Source organism: Bradyrhizobium sp. USDA 3311 (genome assembly GCF_054062495.1).
In genome coordinates this window covers 9228016-9253226 of the sequence record NZ_JBSSFI010000001.1, presented here as the reverse complement: position 1 = coordinate 9253226, position 25211 = coordinate 9228016, and the positions used below count along the sequence as shown (strand labels likewise).

General features: G+C 60.9%; 13 protein-coding genes and 11 pseudogenes. 11 read left to right on the top strand and 13 right to left on the bottom strand.

Annotated elements, in window-relative coordinates; translation table 11 throughout:
* Positions 1-509 precede the first annotated feature (509 nt).
* Positions 510-3524 carry a hypothetical protein gene (locus ACVWW6_RS43985; RefSeq protein ID WP_456682979.1) on the top strand — a complete coding sequence of 1005 codons (3015 nt, stop codon included), beginning with the start codon at positions 510-512 and terminating at the stop codon, positions 3522-3524.
* A 472-nt stretch (positions 3525-3996) separates the two neighbouring features.
* On the opposite strand, the pseudogene ACVWW6_RS43980 reads toward ACVWW6_RS43985, so the two are convergent.
* Positions 3997-4266 (bottom strand): annotated as a pseudogene (locus ACVWW6_RS43980) (transposase); the annotation flags it as partial.
* A gap of 172 nt (positions 4267-4438) precedes the next feature.
* Here ACVWW6_RS43980 and istA (ACVWW6_RS43975) point away from each other — a divergent pair.
* Positions 4439-5206: pseudogene (gene istA, locus ACVWW6_RS43975) on the top strand (IS21 family transposase); the annotation flags it as partial.
* A gap of 18 nt (positions 5207-5224) precedes the next feature.
* Here istA (ACVWW6_RS43975) and ACVWW6_RS43970 read toward each other — a convergent pair.
* Positions 5225-5638, bottom strand: a complete 414-nt coding sequence (locus ACVWW6_RS43970; protein ID WP_161533435.1) for a MerR family transcriptional regulator — start codon at positions 5636-5638, stop codon at positions 5225-5227.
* A 61-nt stretch (positions 5639-5699) separates the two neighbouring features.
* On the opposite strand from ACVWW6_RS43970, the pseudogene istA (ACVWW6_RS43965) reads away from it, so the two are divergent.
* Positions 5700-7190: pseudogene (gene istA / locus ACVWW6_RS43965) on the top strand (IS21 family transposase); the annotation flags it as partial.
* 8 nt (positions 7191-7198) lie between these two features.
* Positions 7199-7825: pseudogene (gene istB / locus ACVWW6_RS43960) on the top strand (IS21-like element helper ATPase IstB); the annotation flags it as partial.
* 15 nt (positions 7826-7840) lie between these two features.
* Here istB and ACVWW6_RS43955 read toward each other — a convergent pair.
* The 3 genes from ACVWW6_RS43955 to ACVWW6_RS43945 are packed head-to-tail and all read right to left on the bottom strand — an operon-like array spanning position 7841 to position 10424.
* Positions 7841-8512 carry a hypothetical protein gene (locus ACVWW6_RS43955; protein WP_456682978.1) on the bottom strand — a complete coding sequence of 224 codons (672 nt, stop codon included), beginning with the start codon at positions 8510-8512 and terminating at the stop codon, positions 7841-7843.
* Positions 8488-9942, bottom strand: coding sequence for a recombinase family protein (locus ACVWW6_RS43950; RefSeq protein WP_456682977.1), 1455 nt, complete (start codon positions 9940-9942; stop codon positions 8488-8490). The genes ACVWW6_RS43955 and ACVWW6_RS43950 overlap by 25 nt, the downstream gene beginning before the upstream one ends.
* Positions 9936-10424 carry a hypothetical protein gene (locus ACVWW6_RS43945; protein ID WP_162131089.1) on the bottom strand — a complete coding sequence of 163 codons (489 nt, stop codon included), beginning with the start codon at positions 10422-10424 and terminating at the stop codon, positions 9936-9938. The genes ACVWW6_RS43950 and ACVWW6_RS43945 overlap by 7 nt, the downstream gene beginning before the upstream one ends.
* A gap of 29 nt (positions 10425-10453) precedes the next feature.
* Here ACVWW6_RS43945 and ACVWW6_RS43940 point away from each other — a divergent pair.
* The 3 pseudogenes from ACVWW6_RS43940 to ACVWW6_RS43930 all read left to right on the top strand — a co-directional run.
* Positions 10454-10696 (top strand): annotated as a pseudogene (locus tag ACVWW6_RS43940) (ATP-binding protein); the annotation flags it as partial.
* Positions 10690-11151 (top strand): annotated as a pseudogene (locus tag ACVWW6_RS43935) (IS21 family transposase); the annotation flags it as partial. The pseudogenes ACVWW6_RS43940 and ACVWW6_RS43935, both read left to right, overlap by 7 nt.
* A gap of 11 nt (positions 11152-11162) precedes the next feature.
* Positions 11163-11663: pseudogene (locus ACVWW6_RS43930) on the top strand (ATP-binding protein); the annotation flags it as partial.
* Positions 11664-11759: 96 nt separating this feature from the next.
* Here ACVWW6_RS43930 and ACVWW6_RS43925 read toward each other — a convergent pair.
* The 3 genes from ACVWW6_RS43925 to ACVWW6_RS43915 are packed head-to-tail and all read right to left on the bottom strand — an operon-like array spanning position 11760 to position 14769.
* A complete protein-coding gene (locus ACVWW6_RS43925; RefSeq protein ID WP_161532258.1) occupies positions 11760-12785 on the bottom strand; it encodes a tyrosine-type recombinase/integrase in 1026 nt (341 codons plus the stop codon).
* On the bottom strand, positions 12782-13759 hold the full coding sequence (locus ACVWW6_RS43920) for a tyrosine-type recombinase/integrase (RefSeq protein ID WP_161532257.1): 978 nt from the start codon (positions 13757-13759) through the stop codon (positions 12782-12784). The genes ACVWW6_RS43925 and ACVWW6_RS43920 overlap by 4 nt, the downstream gene beginning before the upstream one ends.
* Positions 13756-14769, bottom strand: a complete 1014-nt coding sequence (locus tag ACVWW6_RS43915; RefSeq protein WP_246740240.1) for a tyrosine-type recombinase/integrase — start codon at positions 14767-14769, stop codon at positions 13756-13758. The genes ACVWW6_RS43920 and ACVWW6_RS43915 overlap by 4 nt, the downstream gene beginning before the upstream one ends.
* A 360-nt stretch (positions 14770-15129) precedes the next feature.
* On the opposite strand from ACVWW6_RS43915, the pseudogene ACVWW6_RS43910 reads away from it, so the two are divergent.
* Both ACVWW6_RS43910 and ACVWW6_RS43905 read left to right on the top strand, forming a co-directional pair.
* A pseudogene (locus tag ACVWW6_RS43910) lies at positions 15130-15375 on the top strand (ATP-binding protein); the annotation flags it as partial.
* Positions 15376-15627: 252 nt separating this feature from the next.
* Positions 15628-16062: pseudogene (locus ACVWW6_RS43905) on the top strand (hypothetical protein); the annotation flags it as partial.
* 141 nt (positions 16063-16203) lie between these two features.
* Here ACVWW6_RS43905 and ACVWW6_RS43900 read toward each other — a convergent pair.
* From ACVWW6_RS43900 to ACVWW6_RS43885, 4 genes and pseudogenes are all read right to left on the bottom strand, one after another.
* Complete coding sequence (locus tag ACVWW6_RS43900) at positions 16204-17229, bottom strand: IS110 family RNA-guided transposase (protein ID WP_456682976.1); 1026 nt, start codon at positions 17227-17229, stop codon at positions 16204-16206.
* A gap of 180 nt (positions 17230-17409) precedes the next feature.
* Positions 17410-17906, bottom strand: a pseudogene (locus tag ACVWW6_RS43895) (IS5/IS1182 family transposase); the annotation flags it as partial.
* A 27-nt stretch (positions 17907-17933) separates the two neighbouring features.
* A complete protein-coding gene (locus ACVWW6_RS43890; RefSeq protein ID WP_456682975.1) occupies positions 17934-20921 on the bottom strand; it encodes a Ulp1 family isopeptidase in 2988 nt (995 codons plus the stop codon).
* A 473-nt stretch (positions 20922-21394) separates the two neighbouring features.
* Positions 21395-21532 (bottom strand): hypothetical protein, encoded by a 138-nt coding sequence (locus ACVWW6_RS43885; protein WP_456682974.1) that lies wholly within the window; start codon positions 21530-21532, stop codon positions 21395-21397.
* A gap of 185 nt (positions 21533-21717) precedes the next feature.
* Here ACVWW6_RS43885 and ACVWW6_RS43880 point away from each other — a divergent pair.
* Positions 21718-22768, top strand: a pseudogene (locus ACVWW6_RS43880) (IS630 family transposase); the annotation flags it as partial.
* Here ACVWW6_RS43880 and ACVWW6_RS43875 read toward each other — a convergent pair.
* Positions 22768-23954 (bottom strand): IS3 family transposase gene (locus ACVWW6_RS43875; protein ID WP_456680096.1). Its coding sequence is split into 2 segments (ribosomal slippage): positions 22768-23702 and positions 23702-23954, totalling 1188 coding nucleotides; the frame shifts between segments, so codons are not numbered across the junction. The pseudogene ACVWW6_RS43880 and the gene ACVWW6_RS43875 sit on opposite strands and share 1 nt — an antisense overlap.
* Before the next feature lie 97 nt (positions 23955-24051).
* Between ACVWW6_RS43875 and ACVWW6_RS43870 the strand changes: the two genes are divergently transcribed.
* Positions 24052-25154 (top strand): IS3 family transposase gene (locus tag ACVWW6_RS43870; protein ID WP_172645944.1). Its coding sequence is split into 2 segments (ribosomal slippage): positions 24052-24313 and positions 24313-25154, totalling 1104 coding nucleotides; the frame shifts between segments, so codons are not numbered across the junction.
* Positions 25155-25211 lie beyond the last annotated feature (57 nt).

Genomic DNA, 25211 nt, shown 5'->3' with positions numbered 1-25211 from the left:
CGCGCGCAAGCCGAGGGGTGGCTAGGTGGGGGCCTCATGCCGGTTACTGCCAATCGCGTTCCTCAACGCACTCAGCTTGGCTTCCTCGCGGCGCAGCAGCCCGCATGATCCACCGAACCGCCGGATACGGACCGTGTGTCCGGTGGTGTGGGAGGGGCGGAGTCGCGAGACTCCCCGTATCCCGATTTCGTGATTTGGGAGCTGCGTGGCTTCACGGGCGAGTGCCTCGTCAGCTTCTCGAAAGCTTGCCCGGGTAGGCTTCTCAGTTGATCTGTAGACGAGAGGCTAGCGTGGACCCGCACAATTTTGACCCCTCCAATGTAGCGGCCTCCTCAGAGGTGCAGCACGCACTGATGGATGATCAGCAGGCAGACCGGGCGGAGCAAGAAGCCTTTGAGCAGCAAATGGCAGCGGCGCGCCTGGCCGATTGGGCGATGCCCGATTGGGGGTCGCGCGGTAGCCTGCGCCCCAATGTGTCTAGCGACGGCCAGCAGTCCCGCGATGAGCTGATGGATGCACTTGCCAGGAGCAACCTCCTGTCAAGCGAGGAGGTCGTAATCAACGATGAGCATGGCACAGCTGAGTTGAGACCGGTAAAGAAGCCGAGGATCCGAAACAATCCGCAAGGCGTTCCGCTTGAGCGGCAGCTAGGCGAGATCGCGAATTCAAGTGGAGGTGGTGGAGCAATGCCGTCAGCCTTGGCGCTGCAGTCGGCTCACTCAACGGGAATTGTGATAACGGAAAAGCGGGACAAGCGGCCTCTTTATTCGGAGGATGGTCCCGTTATCTTGAGCCTTGAGGCGGCCCTCATCAAGGGCGGCATGACCGCCACCCCGGCGAGGCAGTATGCAAGTTCTCTTCTTAACTTCAGCCGTTGGCTCTTCGCAAACAACAGAGCGAGCATTGTCGCTCGGCTCGACAGTGAGGCGCTGAGCGATGACGGTGACGTACGCGAGTTCACCGCAGAGGGTAAAAATAATAAACTCCTTAAGGCGTTAAATCATCTCCGGAAATTTCGGTCGACGGGCGTAACCACGCCCGTCATCCACCCGGGGCGCGAGACGCCGCCTCTTTATGCCGAGGATGTTCCCGTTATCTCGAGTCTTGAGGAGTCTCTCATCGAGGCTGGGATGGCCGCCACCACGGTGAAGCCGTATGTAGGCTCTCTTCGTAGCTTTAGCCGTTGGCTCTTCGCAAAAGACAAGCCGAGCATTGCTGCTCGGCTCAAGAGTAAGTCGCTGAGCGATGACGGTGACGTGATCGAGTTCACCGGAACAGGTAGTCGCGTAAACTTCTTTCGCGCATTAAACCATCTCCGGACCTTCTGGTCGACGGGCGCGCCGATAGGACGCGACACGCCGCCTCTTTATGCCGAGGATGTTCCCGTTATCTCGAGTCTTGAGGAGGCCCTCATCGAGGCTGGGATGGCCGCCACCACGGTGAAGCCGTATGTAGGCTCTCTTCGTAGCTTTAGCCGTTGGCTCTTCGCAAAAGACAAGCCGAGCATTGTTGCTCGGCTCAAGAGTGAGTCGCTGAGCGATGCCGGTGACGTGTTCGAGTTCACCGGAACAGCTAGTCGCGTAAACTTCTTTCTCGCATTAAACCATCTCCGGACCTTCTGGTCGACGGGCGCGCCGATAGGACGCGGCACGCCGCCTCTTTATGCCGAGGATGTTCCCGTTATCTCGAGTCTTGAGGAGGCCCTCATCGAGGCTGGGATGGCCGCCACCACGGTGGAGCAGTATGTAGGCCCTCTTCGTAGCTTTAGCCGTTGGCTCTTCGCAAAAGACAAGCCGAGCATTGCTGCTCGGCTCAAGAGTGAGTCGCTGAGCGATGCCGGTGACGTGTTCGAGTTCACCGGAACAGCTAGTCGCGTAAACTTCTTTCGCGCATTAAACCATCTCCGGACCTTCTGGTCGACGGGCGCGCCGATAGGACGCGGCAACACTAACTCCAATCCTCCCCCCCAGAAGGTCGCCCGCGTCAATTCCGAGAAGGCGGTACGGATGGAGCCGAAAGGCGTCGGCAACGCCGCTGCGCAGCACAGCGCGTGGCAGGAAGCTGGCAGGCGGCCCGAGCAGATTCCAAGACCACGGGATGATCAACCCGCCCCGTCGGTTTTCGTCCAAGAGCACGTCGCGTTCGATCCAGAGCAGATGTCTCCGGGGAAGCTTCGGCGAGTGCTCGAACATCTGGATGATCAATCTATGCCTTCTCCAGCCGATCGAGAGGGGCTTCTCCGACCGGAACAGGAGCTTCGCCAGGACATCCAGGCAGGGCAGAATAATCAGCCCGCTCCATCATTTGCCGTCGGTCCAGATTTCGATTCAGGGCAGCTCGCTTTTGAACCGGAGGAGCTTCGGCAACTACTGGATGATGAACCGGCGCCGTCGGGAGTGGCATCTAACTCAGGCCCGACAGATCAGTGGGCTCACGAGCGGGGGCCACTGCCTGATCTATCAATGTATCTCCCCCTGGACTTCCAGCACAGCCCCAAATGGGCGTCGGAAGAGCACGTCGCGTTCGACCCAGAGCAGATGTCTCCAGCGGAGCTTCGGCGAGTGCTCGAACATCTGGATGATCAATCTATGCCTTCTCCAGCCGATCCAGAGGGGCTTCTCCGACTGGAACAGGAGCTTCGCCAGGACATCCAGGCAGGGCAGAATAATCAGCCCGCTCCATCATTTGCCGTCGGTCCAGATTTCGATACAGAACAGCTCGCTTTTGAACCGGAGGAGCTTCGGCAACTACTCGATGATGAACCGGCGCCGTCGGGAGTGGCATCTAACTCAGGCCCGGCAGATCAGTGGGCTCACGAGCGGGGTCCACTGCCTAATCTATCAATGTATCTCCCCCTGGACTTCCAGCACAGCCCCAAATGGGCGTCGGAAGAGCACGTCGCGTTCGACCCAAAGCAGATGTCTCCAGCCGAGCTTCGGCGAGTGCTCGAACATCTGGATGATCAATCTATGCCTTCTCCAGCCGATCCAGAGGGGCTTCTCCGACTGGAACAGGAGCTTCGCCAGGACATCCAGGCAGGGCAGAATAATCAGCCCGCTCCATCATTTGCCGTCGGTCCAGATTTCGATACAGAACAGCTCGCTTTTGAACCGGAGGAGCTTCGGCAACTACTCGATGATGAACCGGCGCCGTCGGGAGTGGCATCTAACTCAGGCCCGGCAGATCAGTGGGCTCACGAGCGGGGTCCACTGCCCAATCTATCAATGTATCTCCCCCTGGACTTCCAGCACAGCCCCAAATGGGCGTCGGAAGAGCACGTCGCGTTCGACCCAAAGCAGATGTCTCCAGCCGAGCTTCGGCGAGTGCTCGAACATCCGGATGATCAATCTATGCCTTCTCCAGCCGATCCAGAGGGGCTTCTCCGACTGGAACAGGAGCTTCGCCAGGACATCCAGGCAGGGCAGAATAATCAGCCCGCTCCATCATTTGCCGTCGGTCCAGATTCGATTACAGAACAGCTCACTTTTGAAGCGGGGGGCCCTGCTCCGAGCAAGGGGTCATGATGGTGGCTGTCCCCCCGATATGTCAAACGCCATCCGGAACTGCTCAAATTTGCAAACGATGACGTAATTGCGGTCGACGTTCGGGAGGGAGGTACTCTCGCTATTGTCGAGCTCTCGCAATCAAACGATTCGGAGCATCTATGATGAAGCAATACGTTGGGCTGGACGTCTCGCAGAGGGGAACTGCGATATGCGTAGTCGGCGAGATGGGACAAGTAGTTGTCCGTTCTTTAATCGCGGGCACAGTGTCAACCCCGACAAACAAAAGTGATCCACTGCCGGGTTCATGGTTCTTTCCGCGGTCGTCTCGATGCAGGAGCGCCGCATGATGGCGTTCAAGAGGTGTGGCATCTCGATGTGAAGAGCGCGGTGCATGGAAGCCCGCAGGGACGACTTCGAGATTGCCCACACCTTCGTCCCGGCAGGGACGCTTGTTCCGCCGGAGGCGGATCTGAGTTGGTTTAAGACTTGTTCATGCGGTGCGCATCTCTGCCTGGAATTCGGTGCCATCGGTCCAGATGGCATGGAGGATCACAGCCATTTTGCGAGCGACGGCAACCTTGGCCCTCTTTGCGCCGATGCGTTTGGCCAGCTTGCTGCCCCAGCGCTTGAGCGCAGAACCTCGCCTGACAACGGTCAGCAGGACGTTCGCGGCCTCGAACAAATAAGTCCGCATCTGGTGGTTGCCACGCTTGGAGATGCGGCCAGTGCGATCCATCTCACCGGATTGATAACGTCTTGGTGCGCGTTTCGCGGGATCGTGAGCACGGATTTCAGCGCATCGTGAGCAACGATTTCAGAGGATCGTGAGCAGCGATTTCAGGCGATCGTGAGCACCTTTTGGCGGTGCCGGACGCTTCGGCCGACAACTCAACCGGGCTACGGGTTTCTCATTCAACCAATGAGGAAGCCTGATGCCTACCCAGAGATTGTCGATGCGCCGGATCCGAGAAGTTCTACGTTTGAGGCATCAGGGCCTGACCGAGCGCGTCATCGCGCGGACGTTGGGAGTGAGCAATGGTGTCGTGCATGGCTACGTGCGTCGCGCCCGCCTTGCCGGGCTGAGCTGGCCGCTGCCGGAGGGCATGGATGACGAGGGCCTGGAGCTGCTGCTGTTCCCGGCGCCAAAGGCTGCCTCGCAAAGCGACCGACGACCGTCCCCCGACTGGGTTTATGTGGAGAAGGAGCTACGCCGGCGCAGCGTGACACGCCTGCTGTTGTGGGAAGAGTATCGCGCCGCCAATCCGGACGGCTTTGGCTATACCTGGTTTTGCACGACTTTCGAGGCATGGAAGCAGCGGGCGCAGCCGAGCATGCGTCAGACCCACATCGGTGGGGAGAAGGTGTTCGTCGATTTCGCTGGCGACACCATCGACATCTTCGATCCCATCACCGGCGAAGTGCGCGCCATGAAGCTGTTCGTCGCGGCGATCGGGGCCTCGAACTACACCTACGCCGAGGCCTGCCCAAGCGAGAGCCTGTCCGACTGGATCGGCGTGCATGCCAACCTGTTCGGGTATCTCGGCGGCGTGCCGAAGTTCGTGGTCTGCGATAATCTCAAGGCCGCCGTGACCAACCCCGATCGCTACGATCCCGGGATCAACCGAACCTATGCCGAGATGGCCGGTCATTACGGCACCGCGATCCTGGCGGCGAGGCCGAGGCGGCCAAAGGACAAGGCGATTGCTTCATATTGCACCTCATCCTGACAGTTGCGCGGTGGTAGATGTTGTTTGTGGTTTGCGGGAGCGGCGGCCGCCGCGGCCTTTAAGGATAGTCGTATTTGATGGGATCTCCCACAGTCCACGGTTAAGGCTGTCAGCGTAGCACTGTTTGATGAGCCCCTGACGGCCCCACTCCTGCACGGTGGTCTTGGCAATGCCAAACCTCGCTGCGACCTCGCGCGTCGTGAGCATACCACAGTGGCGCAGTCGATCGTATCGACTCGCCAGTTTGTAGGCACCTCGAATGAAGGCGATCTTCTTCAGATTGAACGGCTTTGCCTCCCATGTGCGCCATCCGTTCTGATTGAGAATCTCAGCGATCTCACGATCGCAGTAATGTGTGTTTCGGCGTGGAATAAGGACCCCGTATTCGGGGTGATCGGCATCCAATCGGGACCCCGGGTCAAGGGTCCACAGTGGCTTCCATTGGGTCATGGAAGCCGAGGTTGGGATGCTGGTGGTGGAGACGATTGCCAAGATCCGTCGCGCCTATTTTGTTGATGGTCGCCCGATCAAGGCGATCTGCAGAGAACTCGGCGTGTCGCGGAAGGTGGTCCGCAAGGTTATCCGTTCTCAAGCAACTGAGTTCCGGTACGAACGCGAGACGCAGCCGCTCCCGAAGATGGGGCCGTGGAGTTCTGAGCTTGACCGGCTGCTGGCGGCAAATGAGAGCAAGGCGGCGCGGGAACGGCTGACGCTGATCCGGTTGTTCGAAGAGCTTCGCGGCCAGGGCTATGTCGGCGGCTATGACGCGGTTCGTCGCTACGCGCGACGCTGGAGCCGGGAGCGCGGCGCCTCGACAGCATCAGCCTATGTGCCGCTGAGCTTTGCGCCAGGCGAGGCCTATCAGTTTGACTGGAGCCACGAGGTGGTGCTGTTGAGCGGCACCACGGTGATGGTGAAGGTCGCCCACGTCCGGCTCTGCCACAGCCGCATGCTGTTCGTGCGGGCCTATCCGCGGGAGACGCAGGAGATGGTGTTCGACGCCCACGACCGGGCGTTCGCGCTGTTCAAGGGCACCTGCAGTCGCGGCATCTACGACAACATGAAGACCGCGGTCGAGACAATCTTCGTCGGCAAGGATCGCCTCTACAATCGCCGCTTCCTGCAGATGTGCAGCCATTATCTGGTCGATCCGGTCGCCTGTACACCGGCCTCGGGCTGGGAGAAGGGCCAGGTCGAGAACCAGGTCGGGCTGGTCCGGGAGCGCTTCTTCACGCCACGGCTGCGGTTCAAAAACCTGGACGAGTTGAACGCCTGGCTGCTCGACAAGTGCATCAGCTACGCCAAGGTTCATCGCCATCCGGAGCTGGTCGAGCAGACGGTCTGGGAGGTGTTCGAAGCCGAGCGTCCCAAGCTCGTTCCCTATGCCGGCCGCTTCGACGGCTTCCATGCGGTGACGGCATCGGTCTCCAAGACCTGTCTGGTGCGCTTCGACAATAACAAATACTCGGTCGCAGCCAGCGCGGTCGGGCGCCCGGTCGAGGTCCAGGCCTATGCCGACCGCATCGTGATCCGCCAGGATGGGCGCATCGTCGCAGAACATCCACGATCCTTCGGACGTGGCGAGACGACCTACGATCCCTGGCACTATGTGCCGGTGCTTGCTCGCAAACCCGGCGCCTTGCGCAATGGCGCTCCCTTCAAGGACTGGGTGTTGCCGGCAGCGATCGAACGGATCCGGCGCAGGCTCGCCAGCACCGACGATGGCAATCGGCAGATGGTCGACATCCTCAACGCGGTGCTGACCGACGGTCTGCCGGCGGTGGAAGCCGCCTGTGCCGAAGCGCTCGGCCACGGCGTCCACTCCGCCGATGTCGTGATCAACATCCTGGCCCGGCAACGCGAACCCGCTCCACCGGCCAACATCATGACGCCGGCGGCGCTAACGCTTCGCCATGCGCCGATCGCCGACTGTTCCCGTTACGACAACCTTAGGAGGACCAGCTGATGGAACGAACTCAAATCTTCGACCTCATGGGCGAGCTCAAGCTCTATGGCATGAAGGCCGCCTTCGACGAGATCATGGCGACCGCGATCAAACGCCAGCACGAACCCCAGCGCATCGTCGGCGACCTGCTCAACGCCGAAATCAACGAGAAGCAGGCCCGGTCGATCAAATACCAGCTCACCATTGCCAAGCTGCCGCTTGCCAAGGATATCGCCGACTTCCAGTTCGACGGAACGCCGATCAACCAGACGCTCGTCAATGATCTCGCTGGCGGCGGCTTCATCGCTCAGCAGCGCAACGTCGTCCTGGTCGGCGGTACTGGAACCGGCAAGACCCATCTTGCCATAGCCATCGCAAGAAGCTGCATCCGCAGCGGCGCCCGCGGCCGCTTCTACAATGTGGTCGACCTCGTCAACCGCCTCGAGGCCGAGACCCGCAGCGGACGTCAGGGCCGGCTCGCCGAGCACCTAACCCGGATGGACTTCATCGTGCTGGACGAACTCGGCTATCTGCCCTTCGCCCAGTCCGGTGGCCAGCTTCTGTTCCACCTCGTCAGCCGGCTCTACGAGCGCGCCTCCGTGATCGTCACGACCAACCTTGCCTTCGGCGAGTGGCCTAGTGTGTTCGGCGAGCCGATGACTTCATGATGCCTCCTTCTTCGAACGCTTGGTGCGTCGTACCCGGTTGCGAAGCTGACTCATTTGTTCGTCTGAGAGCTCGATCTGCCAAGGCTGGCCTTTGGTTAATTGGCGACCTGTCAGCATTCCGCGCGCGAGATAATCGAACACCGTTTGCGGAGTTACACCGAGCTCGGCAGCTGCGCCCTGAATTGAGAAGCTCCCATCGGGCCAGCGCATCGGATTCTTGTCCACGCCGTTGATTTTGACGGTAGGAATGCTCCAGCGGGTCCGCAACAGCCAGACATTCTCGCCCTTGAAGGCGCAGCCTCGGGCCGCGACGAAGCCTTCCTGATTGAGTATTGCCGCGATCTCGCCATCCATCTTGTGTTCAGCGTTCAACTCGACGATCCGTTGCCGCAACCGATCAATGTCGATGTAGTTGCGGTAGGCCTGAACGCGCCGTTGCACGTGATGCTCACTGGTTGCGCCGGTCTGCCAGACGATCTTGAACCACACCTGACCTCGGGTCCGCTTCTGATCAAGAACGACTTCGCGGATCACAAATCGCAGAATACGCTTGCGATCGGCTGCCGACGTGGTGGCCGCGTTCCAAATCCGCGGCAGGTTCTCGCCGAGCGCTTGTAGCCCTGTGCGTTCCGCCGGGCCAATCAGAAGCGGCTCTGCGCGCGCCAACGCGCATGCTGCTGCTCGACCGCCTCGACGACACGCAGCTTGTCTTCCCAAGCCCGCTCAAGTGAGCGCGCCACAAGACGGTTCTCGGGCTCTACGGCGTCATACTGACGCCGAGCGCGCTCGGCCTCGTAGCGGGCGCGCTCCACGCGAAGCGCCCACTGGCGCTCGAGCTGACGGTTCTCCTGCTCCAGTTGGCCCGCGGCCGCGAGTGCGATCTCAATCTGATCTGGCACCAGGGCATCGAGGACTATCCGCTCAACCAGCGCGTCAACCGCCAAGGCCCGGACTTCCTGACATAGTGCACTGCCTTGCTGGTCCCGATCCGAGCGGCAGCAATAGACCGGATAGTCGGCATGCGGGCCCGTGTAGCGCATGCTCATGCGCCGTCCACAACGACCGCAGACCGCAATTCCTTGTAACAAGGCTGCCCCCTTGCGCGGTACGCCAGAGTGTCCTGCCTCATAGCGGCAAACGTTATCTGCCAGTCGCCCCTGGTTGGCCATGAACTCCTCCCAGCTGATATAGCCTGGGTGAGCGGCGTGGAGGCAAACCGCCCAATCCGCGATCGCCACCTTGACCGTTCCCGTCAGCGATCCCGGCCGGCATCGGCTCGGATCCTTTTGCCGGCGGCCATAAACATAGGCCCCAGCATAGGCCGGATTCTGAAGGATATTAAGGACGCGTGCACTATCTGGCGCACGCCAGACGACCTCGTGTGGAGATGGTCCAAGCAGCGGCCGAACCGGCAAGGACAATCCATTCCTGTCCAGGTAACGCATCACACGGCGAGCGCTTTGCAGTTCCCGGAATTTGGCAAACACGAGATGAAAACGGGCCTGCACCTCCTCATCGGGATTGAGAATAATTGTGCCCGTTCGATCATAGGCGAGCCCGGCTGGCAGGGGCAGCCGCAGTTCGCCCCGCGCCGCCTTCTGGCGTTCCCCTTGGTGAAGCCGCATCCGAAGCTGATGCAACTCCGCCTCGCTCATGATGCCGGACAAGCCCAACAGCAGGCGGTCGTGGTAGGCGCGCGGGTCGTAAAGCCGTTCGCCATCCGCAATGACCACGCCGAACACCGAGCACAGTTCGAGAAGCTGATGCCAGTCCCGGTTATTGCGGGCCAAGCGAGAAGCGTCGAGACTCACCACCAGACCGGCGTTGCCAAGGCCGATCTCGGCAATGAGCTTCTGGAAACCATGACGATCCACACCGCCAGCACCGGATTTGCCCAGGTCCTCGTCAATCACCTGGACGCGCTCAGGCGGCCAGCCTAGACCGATGGCGCGGTCGACAAGGCGGTACTGTAGCTCGGTGCTCTCCTGATGCTGGCGCACCTGGTTCACGGATGACTGCCGCACGTAGACATAGGCCAACTTGGCTCGGTGTGCGGTCGTGAGCCGCTCGTCAGCGATGTTCGAGCTGATCAGCACGACCCAGTCCCCTTCCGGGCGTGCCGGGGATCGCTTGCATTCGCCGCATCAGCGCGGCGATTGTTTGAGCAATCTGGGTTTGCGTCGCGGTCGACAGATTGGGCCACAGGCGCGGAACGTCGGCCGTCGGACGGCCGGGTGGATCTGCCAAGGTCGGCAGGGGTCGATACGCAACGCGACCTGGAAGCGGTCGGTGGGTCATCGCGAATCACCTTCTCGTCGAGAAGGTCCAGACTCGCGCTCAAATGTTGCATCAATGGGATCAGCGTCCGTGCACTGATGCACGGCAGATCGGCGGCGTTCGGGCGCGAAGTGATCGACGTCTCGGCAAGATCGGTCGACGCGATCCGAACCGCCCGCGGACGTCCGTCCGGCAGCGCGACAACGATGTAGGCAGGACCGCGCCCCGACCGCTCCTTCAGCACCTCAAGCCGGTGCCCGAACAGAAAATGATGCGGGTCGATGATCGTGACGTGAGACACGACCCGTTCCAAAATAGGGGTACTCTGTCGTGTTCGGCGACGCCAAGATGACCACCGCGCTGCTCGACCGGCTGACTCACCACTGCGACATCGTCGAGACCGGCAACGACAGCTGGCGATTCAAAAGCCGAGACGACGATCAAATCACCCGCGCTCGTCTCGCCTCCGCTATCCCGACCAGCTCCGACGAGACGAGCGCTACCAGCAGAACGCGCCGATCAAAGGGGGGCCTTTTGGATGCCGATCGGGGGTCCCAGTCCAATGCCGATTGACAGTCGAAGCGCGGATCTGCGCGCGAACGGTTGAAATCTTCCTGGGCGGCGAGCGCATCGCTGCACACATGCGCGGCAGCGGCAACGGGCGGCACACGACGATCAGCGCCCACATGCCTTCCAGCCACCGGCGCTATGGCGAGTGGACGCCGGCAAAGATCCGCAGCGAGGCAACCCGGATTGGCCCGATGCTGCGCCAGCTGGTCGACCGGATCATCGAGGATCGGCCGCATCCCGAACAGGGCTATCGTTCGTGCCTGGGGATCCTCCGGCTTGAGAAGCGCTTTGGCGCCGAGCGCCTCGAGGCGGCCGCCCTGCGCGCGCTCGAGATCCAGGCGCGCAACTACCCCAGCGTCAAATCGATCCTCGAGAAGGGGCTCGATCGAACGCCCGCGTCGCCCGAGCGCGAGCCGATCATACACACCAACATCAGAGGCTCGGACTATTATCACTAGAAGGGGAGACAATGCTGACACACCCCACACTCCACTTGCTTACCCGGCTCGGCCTTACCGGCATGGCCGAGGCCTTCACGAGCCTCACCGACAATGAGGATGTCCAGGGTCTCGCTCACGCTGAATGGCTGGCGTTGCTGCTGGACCATGAAGCGACTTGGCGTAACAACCGGCGCCTGGCGCTTCGTCTTCGCAAGGCAAAGCTGCGTCATCATGCCGTGCCCGAGGATATCGACTACCGCGCTCCCCGTGGGCTCGACCGCCGCTTGTTCGACACGCTGCTCAAGGGAGACTGGATCAAGAACCATGAGAATTGCGCCATTGTCGGGCCGACCGGCGTCGGGAAAAGCTGGCTAGGCTGTGCACTCGGCCACAAGGCCTGTCGAGACAACTTCTCTGTACTTTACACCCGGTTGCCGCGCTTGATCGAAGAACTGGACCTTGCCCGAGGCGATGGCCGACTCGCCTCGCGGATGAAGAGCATCGCCACCGTCGATCTCCTAATTTTGGACTTATGTGCAGCGCGCAGTGATGTGGAGTTGAGGGTTGACAGTCGGCGCTGGTCCGGTTTTTGACAGCCCCCAACTCCACATAATTTACCCTGTAGGTCATAGCCTCTTCAGCCAATCAACAATGTTGATCGCCGCAGAAGAGACGTGCCCGGCGCGAGGCGGTGCGAGGATCTCGGGGAACACCTGCATAAGCGCTTGGCGTTTTAGATCGATGTCCGCCCTTGCATAGATCATGGTTGTGTTCAGCGACGAATGCCCAAGCCATTGGCTGATGGTCGCGAAGTCGACTCCCGCCTTCAGGAGAAAGATGGCGGTCGTATGCCGCAAGGAATGGGGATGAATCCGCTTCTGCTGCAGCGTGCGGGTTGCGTTGGCTCCGGCCGTGATGTGCTTCTTGAGCAGGTAACGAACGCCAAAGCGGGTCAACTTGTTGCCCTGGCGGTTCACGAACAGCGGAGCGTCGCGGCCTCCCGAATGAGCAGCACTGTTCGACAGTTCTTGCAGAAGTCGTGCGGTTTGCGGCCAAATTGGACACAATCGCGTTTTGTCGCCCTTGCCGCGCAGCCGGATTTGATGAGGAGGATCAGTGCGGATGTCGCACGGCCGCAGATCGAGGATCTCCTGAACACGGGCTCCAGTGTTGAGCATCAGTGCGAACAATGCATAGTCGCGCTTGCCCCGTTCTGTGGACCGGTCGATCGATTTGAGCAACGCTTCGACTTCCTGCGGCTCAAGGTATTCGATCGGCTTGCTCCGCGCGCCGCGTTTGAACGGTACGCCTAGCACGCGCTGCAGTTCGGCGAGATAGGCGGGCTGTTCGGTTGCCAGAAAGCGAGAGAACGTATGCAGCGCCGCAAGCCGCGCATTGCGAGTGGCTACTCCATTGTGACGCTCAGCCTCCAGAAACGCCAGGAAGTCCTGCACCTGCTTCGCCGTGAAATCGACAAGATCGAGATCCTCGATAGCCTTGGCCGTTTGCGACGAAGTAAAGCGCAGGAACAGAACGAGTGCATCCCGGTAGTTGCGTATGGTGTGTCGGCTGGTGCCCCGGAGCGTCGGCAGATACTCTCGGAAGAAGCGCTCGATGCTCTTGCCGAGCTCGTTAGGTCTTTGGGATCTCATGCGGCACCTCCTGTGATGAGGTGGCCGAAATGCCTCTCGAGCCGATCGCTGGCCGCAGCAGAAAGTTGTGGAATCCAACGGAGGTAATAGGCAGTCGAAACAATTGAGACGTGCCCCATGTACATCGCAAGCTTTGGCAGATTGGATTGGACATCCGCCCCTTGCTGGTACCATCGCAACAGCGACCCAACGGCAAAGCTATGACGAAAGTCATGCACCCGCGGGATTCGCCCGTCGGGGCCTCGAACGTTGGCAATTTGGAATAGCGTTTGGACTCCTTCCCGCAGTCCGGTACCTGTGTAGCCGCGCACGCACCCCTTGGTATTGCAAAGTAAGGGTGAATCCGCCGAATGGCTCAAAGGTGATCGAAACCGCTTCCTGAGGTACAACCTCAGCTCCCGACAGGCATCCGGCGACAACGGGACGATCCGCGACTTGTGGAACTTCGACGCACGAATGTGCAAAATGCCATAGCGGGCATTGACGTCGGCCAAGGTGAGACGCAGCAGTTCGCCCCTACGGAGCCCCGCGGTGTAGAGCAGGACCACGGCAAGTCGCATCACCGCTGGCCGCAGCGGCGAACTTGACGTCGGAGCCAAACGATCGGCTATGGCCAACATCCTGGCGACTTCGGCCGCCCCAAAGATGATCGGCGGTGCATGGGGGCTCCGACGTGGGAAGCGATTGATATCCGGAACGAAACAACTTGGCTCGGTACGCTGACGATAGAGACAAAAGTTGCGCACGATACGCTGGCGATTGCGCCGCGTGTTTGCAGAAAGATGACCTTGAGACACGCACCATCCCTCGAAGAGCGCTTGATCGAGGTCAGTACAGGTGTTCTTCTCCAGAAATAGACGCAGAGCGTCGATTACGCGCTCCTCATGAACATAGCCGCGCCCGAGTGAACGTTGCCTCTGCAAATAACGGTCAACCGCTTGGTTGAACGCGCTCGCCGATAAGGTCGCGCTCATGCTGCGTCCTCCTCGATGCCGATGGTCGCCGTTGGCAGAGGAAGCGCGACCTCTCGTAGGGCCCCGGTCTGCAGCCGGAGATAGACACAGGTGCTCTCCAGAGTTCGATGGCCGAGCAGATCACCGATCACCTTGATGCCGACACCACGATCGAGCAGACGCATCGCAAACGAATGGCGCAGGCAGTAGGAGGATGTATCCTGCAGCGGCAGACCGCTCTGACGTGCGCGCTTCTGGTAGAGATCGCCTATGGCGTAGTGCGTGAGGGGACCTACCGGGGTGCTTGCGCGGAGGAAAAGTTCGCGGTGCGCCCCGCCGGGCCGGCCGCGGCGCAGATAGCGCCTGAGGATGCGTATGGTTTGTTCGGCTAGAGGAAGCGCCAGATCTGATCTGGTCTTACACTGCTTGACGCGGAGCGTCCGGCTATCCCAATCGATGGAGCCAGGCGTCAGTGCGATGATCTCGGAGGGCCGCAGGCCGTAATGCGCCATCAAATGGAGGATCGCGTAGTCTCGCCAGCCAAGCCGCTCCGATCGGTCGATGGAGCGCAGCAGCCGCTTTACAAGCGGCCAAGCCAGAGCTCGAGGCGGTCGTTCACCTCGGTAGGCGCGCGGCGCGTCAATTGCGTCGAGCCGTTGCCGGATCTCGCCCTGGTCGAAGCAAAACCTAAGAAAGGCGCGGAGGCGAGCGACAACGTGCTGTAGGGTTTGTCGCTTAATGCGCCGCGCATTGGTCATTACGAACCGTTCGACTGTGGCAGCTGACAACGCATGCAGCGGGGCGCCAGCTGGCAAAGCGTGCGCGAGCAAGCACTTCACTGTTGCGATGTGCTGTTCCACGGTCGCGCTGGTAAGGCCACGCACCTCCGATAGATGCCATCTGTAGCGATCAAGAAGCGCTGAGAACGGCTCGGGTATTGGTTCTTTGACGAACAGCCGTCTCGCGATGAGAAAACGTTCAACGGCGCGTCGGGTGCCTTGCAATGATGCGGGGGCAAATGCTTGCGACAAGAACCCTCCCGAAACGCCGGTATCGCAATCAAGCCGCGTTGAACACATCCGGTCGAGAGCTTCCTTTAGGCCTCGTACGTGGTGGCAGGCCGTAGATCGGGCGTAGCCAGCCGAGATGAGCCAAGTAGCGAAATCTTCCAACAAAGTGCCATTGGGCGATGCCGTGTAACCCGCGTGAACCTTCCGGAATAAGTGTTCGAGCATGGTTGCCTCCTTCGGATGAACGAGAGAGAACCACGCTACCGTCGTCAGTTATGTTGAGTAGGGACGGTCGAAGCGGCTGTTAATAGCGGGGAGATCTATATCGCTCCACATCACTGCGCGCTGCACATAAGTCCAATCACGTTGAGCTCAACGTGACTCGACGATTGGGGCCTCCAAGCCATCGATGCCAACGCCCGCCATTATCTGCTCGAAATCCTCGAAGACCGCTACGGCCGTCGATCAACACTCGTCACCAGCCAGCTTCCAATTACCAAATGGCATGACCTCATAAATGATCCGACTTATGCCGATGCCATACTTGATCGCCTGCTTCACAACGCTCACAGGCTCGAACTGAACGGTGACTCCATGCGTCGCCCACCCGTTCCTCCTCGGCCTTGATTACGCGGTCGGCCGATGAAGACCTAGTCTGCGGCCCGCGAAACTGACCGGCCGCTACGGCACTGTCGGGGGTGCGCGTCCGGTCAGCTTCGCTCCGTCGAGCCAAAATCAAACATCAGACCCGCTCTCTTCGACAGCCGCTTGACCACAGGCTAACGATAGTGCCAATTGCCTTTAACGATCGGGGGCTTTACCTGCGCGCGATCAGATTGGGACGCTGCGCGGCATCAGATTGGAATACCCGCGCGCGATCATTGGAATCCGCAGTATGACGGCCGCACGCTTGCTCCCGTCATCCCCGAGCTCGAAAAGCTGACCGGTGTCGCCGTGCGCCGCATCCACGGCGACAAAGGCTATCGTGGCCACAACTATCCTCACCGCTTCAAGGTCTGGATCTCAGGTCAAGTCCGCAGGGTCACCAAAGCCATCCGCCGCGAGATGCGTCGCCGCGCCGCCGTCGAGCCCGTGATCGGCCATCTCAAGGACGGCCACCGGATGCGCCGCAACTATCTCAAGGGGCGCGATGGCGACCGCATCAACGCCGTCCTCGCCGCGGCCAGCTACATGTGTGGACGCCCCCTTCGATGCAAGAAGAATCTTTTGGATGGTGCGGCGTGTGATCGGGTGCTGACATGTGTCCGACCTCTGATGCGGCCTTTCACATGCCGCGGGCCCGTATGGGAGTAAGCGGATCGGGTCCAAATCAACTTCCCGTGCTCAAGGCACATATAGCCTGGACTGGTTTTCCCGACCTCGTCTCACCGACCGTTGCGCCATACCTCCATTGACCTTCTCACATCTTCGACCGCCTCAGATCCGCAATCTCGCTCACGCGGCTGCGGTCGGAGTTCGATAAATTCCACCCTTCACCATCAGCGCCCAGACGACACGCGCCATCTTGTTGGCGAGTGCGACAATCACAAGCATTCTCGGTTTCTTGGCGAGCATGCGCGTGAGCCACGAGCCAGCCAGGGCGCCGCGGCTGACCGCTTGGCGGACTACGCTGCTGGCTCCAATAATTAGAAGCCTCCGTAGCGTCCGCTCGCCCATCTTCGACATCTTGCCGAGGCGCTGTTTGCCACCGGTAGAGCGCTGCAATGGCGTCAAGCCTAACCACGCGGCAAAGTCGCGCCCCGCTCTAAATACCTCCATTGGCGGCGCGAGAGCCTCAATCGCTGTCGCAACCACGGCGCCTACACCCGGGATCGCCAGCAGTCTCCTGGCAACGTCGTCCTGCTTGGCCCGCCTTGCGATCTCGGCATCAAGTACTTTAAGCTTGGCCTCGAGCGCCTGCAGGGTCTCGACCAAGATCGTAAGAATCGCGCGCGCCGCCTCCGGCAAATCGCATCGGGTATCTTGCACAAGTGCGATCAGTTTGGCGACATGTGCCGGGCCGTGTCGCACGACGTCGCCATACTCGGCGAGATGACCGCGTAGCGCATTGATGACCTGGGTACGCTGGCGCACCAGCAGATCGCGAGTTCGGAACACGACCGCGGATGCTTGCTTCTCCTCGCTCTTGATTGTCACAAAGCGCATAGTCGGGCGTTGCGCAGCTTCGCAGATCGCTTCCGCGTCAGCTGCATCATTCTTCTGGCGTTTAATGAACGGCTTCACGTAATGAGCCGCAATCAGCCTTGTAGTGTGACCGAGCTTTGCGATTTCGCGCGCCCAGTAGTGGGCACTGGCACACGCCTCCATCGCAACTATACAAGCCGGTTGAACGGCGAAAAACCTAAGCACCTGATCTCGCCGCAACTTCTTTCTGAAAACGACCGCGCCACCCGCATCCGCACCGTGCGCCTGAAATACGTTCTTGGCCAAATCCAAGCCAATTGTGCTAACAGTTACCATGGACGCCTCCTTCAAGTGGTTTCAACGTCTCCACTTTGGCACATCGATGCCGTCGGGGGGCGTCCACCCCATCAACTTCAGCCTGCTCCTGCGATGGTTCGCGGAACTCTTGCGTGCCTTGTTGATCCTCTATCGCAGCCGATCAATGCCAGACCCCGCATAATCCGGTCTCAGAAGTTGTTAATAAGCCGAACTGGGCTGAACTGGACAGTTGAGCGTTGGCCAGAGTGAGAGCAGGAAGAGGGACAAAAGGTCTCTGAGCCAAGCTAGGACACGGCGGAGGTTGTGGCCAACGGCCGAGGGAGAACGTTAGCGGCATCTCCGGCGCGGCCTTTGAGATAGCAGCGGCCAAGGTGACCTTCGTTCTTCATGTGTCCGATGATGGGCTCGATGGCGGAACGGCGGCGTAGCTCGCGCTTGATGACGCCGAAGACGCCGCGCTTCTGGCCCGAGATGAAGACGCGGCGGGGATTTTGTGTGTCGTGGCCGCGATATCCCTTGTCGACATAGGCCCGTTCGATCGGGCAGCCGGTGAGGCTCTCGGTGCGCTCGATGACGTCGCGAAGGGTGTGACCGTCGTAGGGGTTGTCCGGCAGCGAGCAGGCGTGAAGCACGAACAAGCCGCCGGGAGCTCTTTGGTTGTTGGTGACGATGGATGCCTTCACGCCTAGCTTGTAAAATTCGCGGGATCCGCATAGCCGACCTCAGCCCCTCAGTCGGTTTTGCAGTGCTTGCCGATCGGGGACGAGTTCGTCGAGGTTCAGCTGGTCCGGCTGCTCTCCTTGCGCCAATTGACTAACCAGCTCCCGCGTGGCGTCGACGACAAAGACGCCGCAATCATAGGTGTTGTCCTGCCGAGGCGCGCGGGGCCACTCCAGACGGGCGCCTAGCCGGCCTGCGAGCTGTCTTGCAGGTGTTGCATTGTAGCGTCCGGCGGAGTCGTAGTGATAGGCGACCGGCTCTTGACGATCGCGTCGGTCAACGAGCAACAGCGACCAATGGCTGCCGCGGAAATCAGGAGGATGGGCATCGTTCACTGGCACGAACAGAAAGTCGGCTCTATCGGGACCTTGCCGATTGACGATGCTTTGGAAGGCACTTTGCGTATCGCCCCAGGCCAGCTGCTGATTGGCTACGATGGGGTCCACGAACTGCGTCCGGCCGGCGAGAATCGGATCGATGTTCCGCAAATCCTCCTCCAGGAGCTCATAATCCCTGAGAATATGGTCATCGGTGAGCCACTCCCTATCGCCGAGCATCAGCCCGCTCCGGCTGGAGACGGTCGGATCCAAAGTCCCGATCTGAGCATTGAAGCTGGTTGGCCCCCGCCACGCAGAATCAGCCTCATCGCTGAATTCGGACAGCGTAGGTGCAGTCAGGTCAACCAATGGGAGACCTGAGGAGAGGTTTGAGCCAGCCCTGGCGACGTGCACCGGCGCAAAGCTCGTATTGTCACCCAATTCGAAGGCTGCAGGTGGATTCGGATTAACGGAACTGCGGTAAATGTCTGACAGCCTAGCCGATGGATCCTCAGACCACATCTGCTCGGTCAGCCAAGCTAATTCTTCCCCGCCCGGGATTGGGGCAAGCTCCTGCGGCGCTTCGCGCTGTCGAGCGCCACGGTGATGCCCTAGTCCTGGCCCTGCAAACGGCGGCGGAACGTCAAGCGGCGGCCCCCAAGTGTCATGCGGCTCGAAGGCTGCGAGCGAATTCGAATTAAACGATACTTCAAGACCATCGTCAGCGTCTGAGTGAGTCCTGACAGCAAAGCGCGCTGGCGCTGTTTCCAAGGTCGGCCACATACTCCAATCAAAGTCGGACGGCATCTGCGGCGACCAGGTTGAGGCGGACCAGCCAGATTCCTGCCCTTCAGCTTGAACTATGTCCTGCTCCTGCTGAGGAGGAATCCCGGGCCACCGCGGGCCGTCTTCCACCATCAAATGCAGACCCTGAACGTAATCTTCCGGGACGACCAATGGCCAACGGACAGCCTGCGGCACGCTGGGCTGCGCAGCGGCGGCGTCAAGGTCAGTCGCGACCGCATGCTGCACCGCGGCGTCTTCGTAGCCGCTCTCTGGCACTATCGGCTGCGCCTGCCAAGGCGATGGACCCAGCTGATCGGCGGAGGCCGGCGTCAGCAGGCGGCCGCCCGAATTGCCGACCGCGCTCAACTGCTGCCCGCTGCCAACGCCTTGCAAAGGGTCTAGGGTTCTCGGCCTCTTCGCTGGCCTCAAATCAGCTGGGTCATGCGCACCGCTGATGGGCAGATGGCCAGCCTGCTCCGCCTCCAGCCAAATGCGGTTGCGATCGCCAGCTTGCAATGGCCAAGGAACGGCTGCGCCAGGCTGATCGACACTGTCCGCTGGCGAATGGCGAGGTGAAGCAAGCGCCTCCAGAAGCTCCGCCAAATTTTCGCTCGGCAGCTGCTCAAACGGGTCTTCACTGTCTTGAAGCTCCGCCGCATTATAGATCGGCTGCGAGGACATCGGCTCGTCATCCAGTAGCCGTCGAAGCTCCTCTGGGTCAACGTTTAAGAGCGGCGACCAGGCCAGATCATCCTCCGCCTGCCAAGGGCCTTGCCCGGGGTCAGCGCGCTCCACCATGCGGTGATCAGGGATGATAAGGTCCCCCTCGCTTGGCAGATCACTCCTGGCACGCGCGCCTATCGGCTCGTCCGGCGATTGCCCGCCGTCTTGGCGAAAGGTCAAGGGACGGACCGACGCTCCGGGGTCGGGTGCCCCGTCATGGCGCGCGGCCGGCTCGACAGATAACACAGCGCCGGGTTCATCCATCAGCCCCAAAAGCGAATCCCGATCGTGGCATTCCGCCGGAAGCTCCTTTGGCCCGCCGCCGACTTCCTGCGGCGCGCTGTGCTGCGCAGCGGCGGCGCCGACCTGCCTCGGCTCCTTCAGGGCTGCGTCTTCGGGATCAATATGGCGCTCAAGCTCCATCGCCTTAGCGCCCGCCTGGGATTTGCGGAGATGAGCGAGCGCGGATAGGGTCCTCCGATCACCACCGTGGTGCGCTTTGAAAGTCTTGGCATCTTCATACAACGACGTTTCGGAAAGCCGAGCAGCTAAACTCGGCCGGTTGTTTCGACGAAGATAGTCACTGAAGCGGACAAGATAAGGGGCATAGTTATTGGTGGTTCGGGTCGGTGTTTCGCTCTTGTACTCTTTGATGAGAGTCACGTCCTCGAAGTGAGGATTTGGGCGTCTGACCTGCGCGACACCGCCCATCAACTGCGAGTCCCGAAGATGACGTATTGCCCCGATGATACCCCTGTAATTCCCCTCTGCGATGAACTGACGCGCATCAGCGATTAGTGACTCATGGCTCAGCCGGGTACCGATCGACTTTTTGTTGTTTGCTAAGAGCCAGTGGCCGAAGGTGATTAGGCGACACACATTGGACTTGGCGGTGCTTTCGGTGGCCCCGCCCTTGATGAGGGCGTCCTGAAGCCCACAAATAAGCGAAGCATCCTCGGGATAAAGAGGCTGCGGGCTGCGCCTTATTGCAACCGCTGTTGGCTGAGCCGGCTGCTCCGGCATTGCTTCACCGCTTCCAAAAACGATCTCGGTCAGGTGCCGCTCAAATATCTCCGCTCCTGGGGACGGAACCGCGGCCGACCTCTGCTGCGGGCCTGCGCTGTCCGATTGTTCACGCACCCACTGGGTCGAGGGGAAATCCATCCGTTCTCACTTTCAAAGATATAGCACTGTTTGAAGCTGGCCTGAATCTGACGTCCCGGGGTTTGCGAACAAAGATCGAGGCCGATTATCTAAGAGTCCACTTCTCGACGTGGCCCTCACACCACAACACCCCCACGAGTATGCCTACACCGTGAGCATCGTGCGATGTGTTCCAGTCCGATCAGCGCCAAGTGTTTAGCCGGGGAAAGCTGTCGGTAACCTGACGATGACCACGTGCAGGGCCGAGAGAGAAGACTGCAACGCGTCCAGCCCTTCTGCGATAGAGCACAAACGCTGGGAGCCTGAGCTTGATCGTCTCCCACGGGACCATCGCAACTGAAATGGCCCTGATTTTGGGACCACGTGCTTGTTGAACGGGCTGCTCCGTTTGATAGACGGAACGCATGATGACGACGAAGACGAGACGCAAGGTCGACGCGGCACTGAAGGCAAAGATCGCGCTAGGTAGTGGTTCACCACAGTGATTTTGACGTTTTGATGCCGAGCCATTCGAGGATCGGCAAGCTTTCCGGCGGCACGAGGATTTCGATGCGTCTGGGGACGCCGGGTTGACGTCGGATGAAGCCGTTTCGTTCGAGGGTGACAATCATCTGGTGGACCGAAGGCGGGCTGACGCGGAAGTGGCGCTAGATGTCGGCTTCGGCGGGTGGGCGTCCGAACATGTGGGCGTAGGTATGGATGAAGGCCAGGTAATGTCCCTGCTTCTCGGTGAAGTGCGCGCCTGATTTTTGACTCATCACTGGATTCGTCCCGGCCTCCGACAAGGAGGCAAAGCATGAATGTACGTTATCGGGTCGAATTGATCCAAGCCGAGCGCGATGAACTGACGGCGATGCTCGGTGGCGGCAAGCACGCCGCCCGCAAGCTGAAGCGGGCGCAGAGCGGCCGATAGGGGCGGCCGCGACGAGGAGATTGCCCGGACCGTGAGTGTCAGCCTCTCCACCGTCGGCCGGACCAGGCGCCGCTTCGTGGAAGGCAATCTGGAGCGGGCCCTGAGCGAGGAGCCGCGTCCGGGCGCTGAGCGCAAGCTGACCGGCAAGGAGGAAGCCCTGCTGGTGGCGACCGCATGCGCCAAGCCGCCCGCTGGCTGCAAACGCTGGACGCTGACGCTGCTGGCCGACACGATGGTCAAGCTCACCGATCACAACAGCCTGTCGGGCGAGACCGTGCGTCGCCGGCTGGCCGAGAACGACCTCAAGCCGTGGCGCAGGGACATGTGGTGCATTCCCCATGTCGACGGCGAATACGTTGCCCGCATGGAGGACGTGCTCGACCTCTACGCCGAGACGCAGAATCCCGCCCGGCCGCTGGTCTGCTTCGACGAGACCCCCATCCAGCTGATCGGCGAGGTGCGCCAGCCGGTCCCGGCCCAACCGGGACAGCGCGAGCGCTACGATTACGAGTATCGCCGCAACGGCACCGCCAATCTCTTCGTCACCTTCGATCCACATCGGGGCTGGCGCAACGTCAAGGTCACCGACCGCCGCGCCGCCGTGGACTACGCCCACTGCATGCGTGATCTCGTCGACGTCCATTATCCCGACGCCGCCTGCATCCGTGTCGTGCAGGACAATTTGTCGATCCATAAGCCTGGGGCGCTGTATGAGGCCTTCGCGCCCGCCGAGGCCCGGCGCATCCTGCGCCGCCTCGAATTCCACTTTACCCCGAAACACGCCAGTTGGCTCAACATGGTCGAATGCGAGATCAGCGTGCTACAGCGCCAGTGTCTCGGCCGCCGCATCGGAGATCCCAAAAGGCTCCGAAACGAGATCGCAGCATGGCAACGGCGGCGAAATAAAACCCGAGCTGACCTGCCACTGAGTTTTCATCCGGTGGCGGTTAGAGTCTCGGGGTTTTGTACGCCAAGTGGCGCGGGTGGAGCAACGGACGATCGGCGGAGCTGGTCGGGGTTGCGCAGCCGGTCGTCCGTTGCGGTGAGGTGGGCGGCATAGGCCGCGGGGGTCAGGTATTTCAGCGACGAGTGAGGCCGCTGGAGATTGTAGTCGGCAACCCAGTTGGCGATCTTGGCGCGAGCATCGTCGAGTTCGAAGAACAAGGTCTCGTTGAGCAGTTCGTCGCGCATCCGGCCGTTGAAGCTCTCGACAAAGCCGTTCTGCATCGGCTTTCCTGGTGCGATGAAGTGCCAGTCGATGGCTGCGTCCTTGCACCAGGCGAGCATGGCGTTGCAGGTGAACTCGGTGCCATGGTCGGACACGATCATTCCTGGCTTGCCGCGCCGCTCGACGATCGCCGTCAGTTCGCGGGCCACGCGCCGCCCCGAGATCGATGTGTCCGGAATGGCGCCCAGGCATTCCTTGGTGACGTCGTCGACGATGTTGAGGATGCGGAAGCGCCGACCGTTGGCGAACTGGTCGTGGACGAAATCCAGCGACCAGCGCGCATTGGGCCTCGCCTCGACCAGGATCGGGGCACGGGTCCCCACGGCCTTGCGGCGAGCCCGCCGCTTGCGGACGGTGAGCCCTTCTTCCCGATAAAGCCGGTAGATCCGGTTGATCCCCGAGGGCTCTCCCTCTCGCCGCAGCAGGACGAACAGCCGGCGGTAGCCAAAACGTCGCCGCTCGTTGGCGAGGTCACGCAGCCGGCCGCGTAGAGCAGCGTCCGGCGGACGGCTGGAGCGGTAACGGACCATCTTCCGATCCGCGCCCACGATCGAGCAGGCCCGCCGTTCCGACAGGCTCATGACGGCCTGCAGATGCGCGACAGCAGCGCGCTTGGCGGCGGGCCCTACCATTTTTTTGAAAGGAGCTCGCGAAGGGCGGCTGCATCGAGCATCTGCTCGGCAAGAAGCTTCTTCAGCTTCCCGTTCTCCTCCTCCAGGGCCCTCAGCCGCTTGGCCTCGGAGACATCCATGCCGCCGAATTTGGCCTTCCAATTGTAGATCGTCGCTTCAGAGATCCCGTGCCTGCGAGCCAGATCGGCCGTCTTCGCCCCGGCCTCATGCTCCTTCAACACTGCGATAATCTGCTCTTCCGTAAACCTTGCTCGCTTCATCTGTCCGTCCTTCTTTGATCTGAGGCCGGAAAACTGGACCAATTTTGGCTAGAGTCTGCGCTGCGTAAATCCCCTCGGCTGGGAGGAGCGGACGACGATGAAGGCCTCGAAGTTTTCGGACGCCCAGAAGGCGTTTATTTTGAAGCAGGGCAATGACGGGGTCCCGGTTGCAGACATCTGCCGCAAGGCCGGGATCAGCCAAGCGACCTATTTTAATTGGAAGAAGAAGTATGACGGGCTGTTGCCGACCGAGATGCGCCGGCTGAAGCAGCTCGAGGACGAGAACGCCAAGCTGAAGAAGCTGGTGGCGGATCTGTCACTCGACAAGGAGATGCTGCAGGACGTGATCCGCCGAAAGCTGTGAAGCCTGGCCGGAAGCGCAAGCTCGTCGATGAGGTTTGCGGTGAGTGGCAGGTGTCGATCCGCAAGGCCTGTGCGGCCCTCGAGTTCGACCGTTCGACCTACCACTACAAATCTCGTCGCTCCGGCCAGGCGACCCTCGAAGCTCGGATCAAGGAGATCTGCCATGTGCGCGTTCGCTACGGCTATCGCCGTGTCCACGTGTTGCTACGCCGCGAGGGATGGCGTCACGGGCAGAACAAGACCCGTCGCATCTATCGCGAATTGGGCCTGCAATTGCGCAACAAATCGCCCAAGCGCCGGGTCAAGGCCAAGCTGCGCGACGACCGACGGCCCGCGACGCGCGTCAACGAGATCTGGGCGATGGACTTCGTTCATGACCAGCTGGCCACCGGCGGCAAGCTCCGGGTGCTCACGATCGTCGATATCTTCTCACGCTTCTCGCCCGCACTGGAGCCGCGGCTCACCTTCCGCGGCACCGACGTCGTGGAGGTGCTGGAAAGGGTTTGCAATGAAGTGGGACTCCCGGCGACGATCCGGGTCGATCAAGGCAGCGAGTTTGTGTCGCGCGATCTTGACCTCTGGGCCTACCAGCGCGGCGTCACGCTGGACTTCTCACGACCCGGCAAGCCGACCGACAACGCCTTCATCGAAGCCTTCAACGGCCGCTTCCGGGCCGAATGCCTCAACGCCCACTGGTTCCTGTCCCTTGCGGATGCCCGGCAAAAGGTGGAGAGTTGGCGCAGATACTATAACGAAGAACGGCCCCACGGGGCGATCGGCAATCGGCCGCCGATTTTGCTGCAAAATCACGTCGGCGACACCAGCCCGCCAACGTGATCAGAGGCGCAAAACTCTAGTTCCGGGTGGTCCAAAGTTCGGTCTCGCTGCATCTTC

Excerpts from the sequence above, each read along its gene's own strand:
- ACVWW6_RS43885 (WP_456682974.1), bottom strand. The coding sequence starts at position 21,532 with ATGATTGTCACCCTCGAACGAAACGGCTTCATCCGACGTCAACCCGGC.
- ACVWW6_RS43900 (WP_456682976.1), bottom strand. The coding sequence starts at position 17,229 with ATGGTAACTGTTAGCACAATTGGCTTGGATTTGGCCAAGAACGTATTT.
- ACVWW6_RS43920 (WP_161532257.1), bottom strand. The coding sequence starts at position 13,759 with ATGAGCGCGACCTTATCGGCGAGCGCGTTCAACCAAGCGGTTGACCGT.
- ACVWW6_RS43985 (WP_456682979.1), top strand. The coding sequence starts at position 510 with ATGGATGCACTTGCCAGGAGCAACCTCCTGTCAAGCGAGGAGGTCGTA.
- ACVWW6_RS43925 (WP_161532258.1), bottom strand. The coding sequence starts at position 12,785 with ATGAGATCCCAAAGACCTAACGAGCTCGGCAAGAGCATCGAGCGCTTC.
- ACVWW6_RS43890 (WP_456682975.1), bottom strand. The coding sequence starts at position 20,921 with ATGGATTTCCCCTCGACCCAGTGGGTGCGTGAACAATCGGACAGCGCA.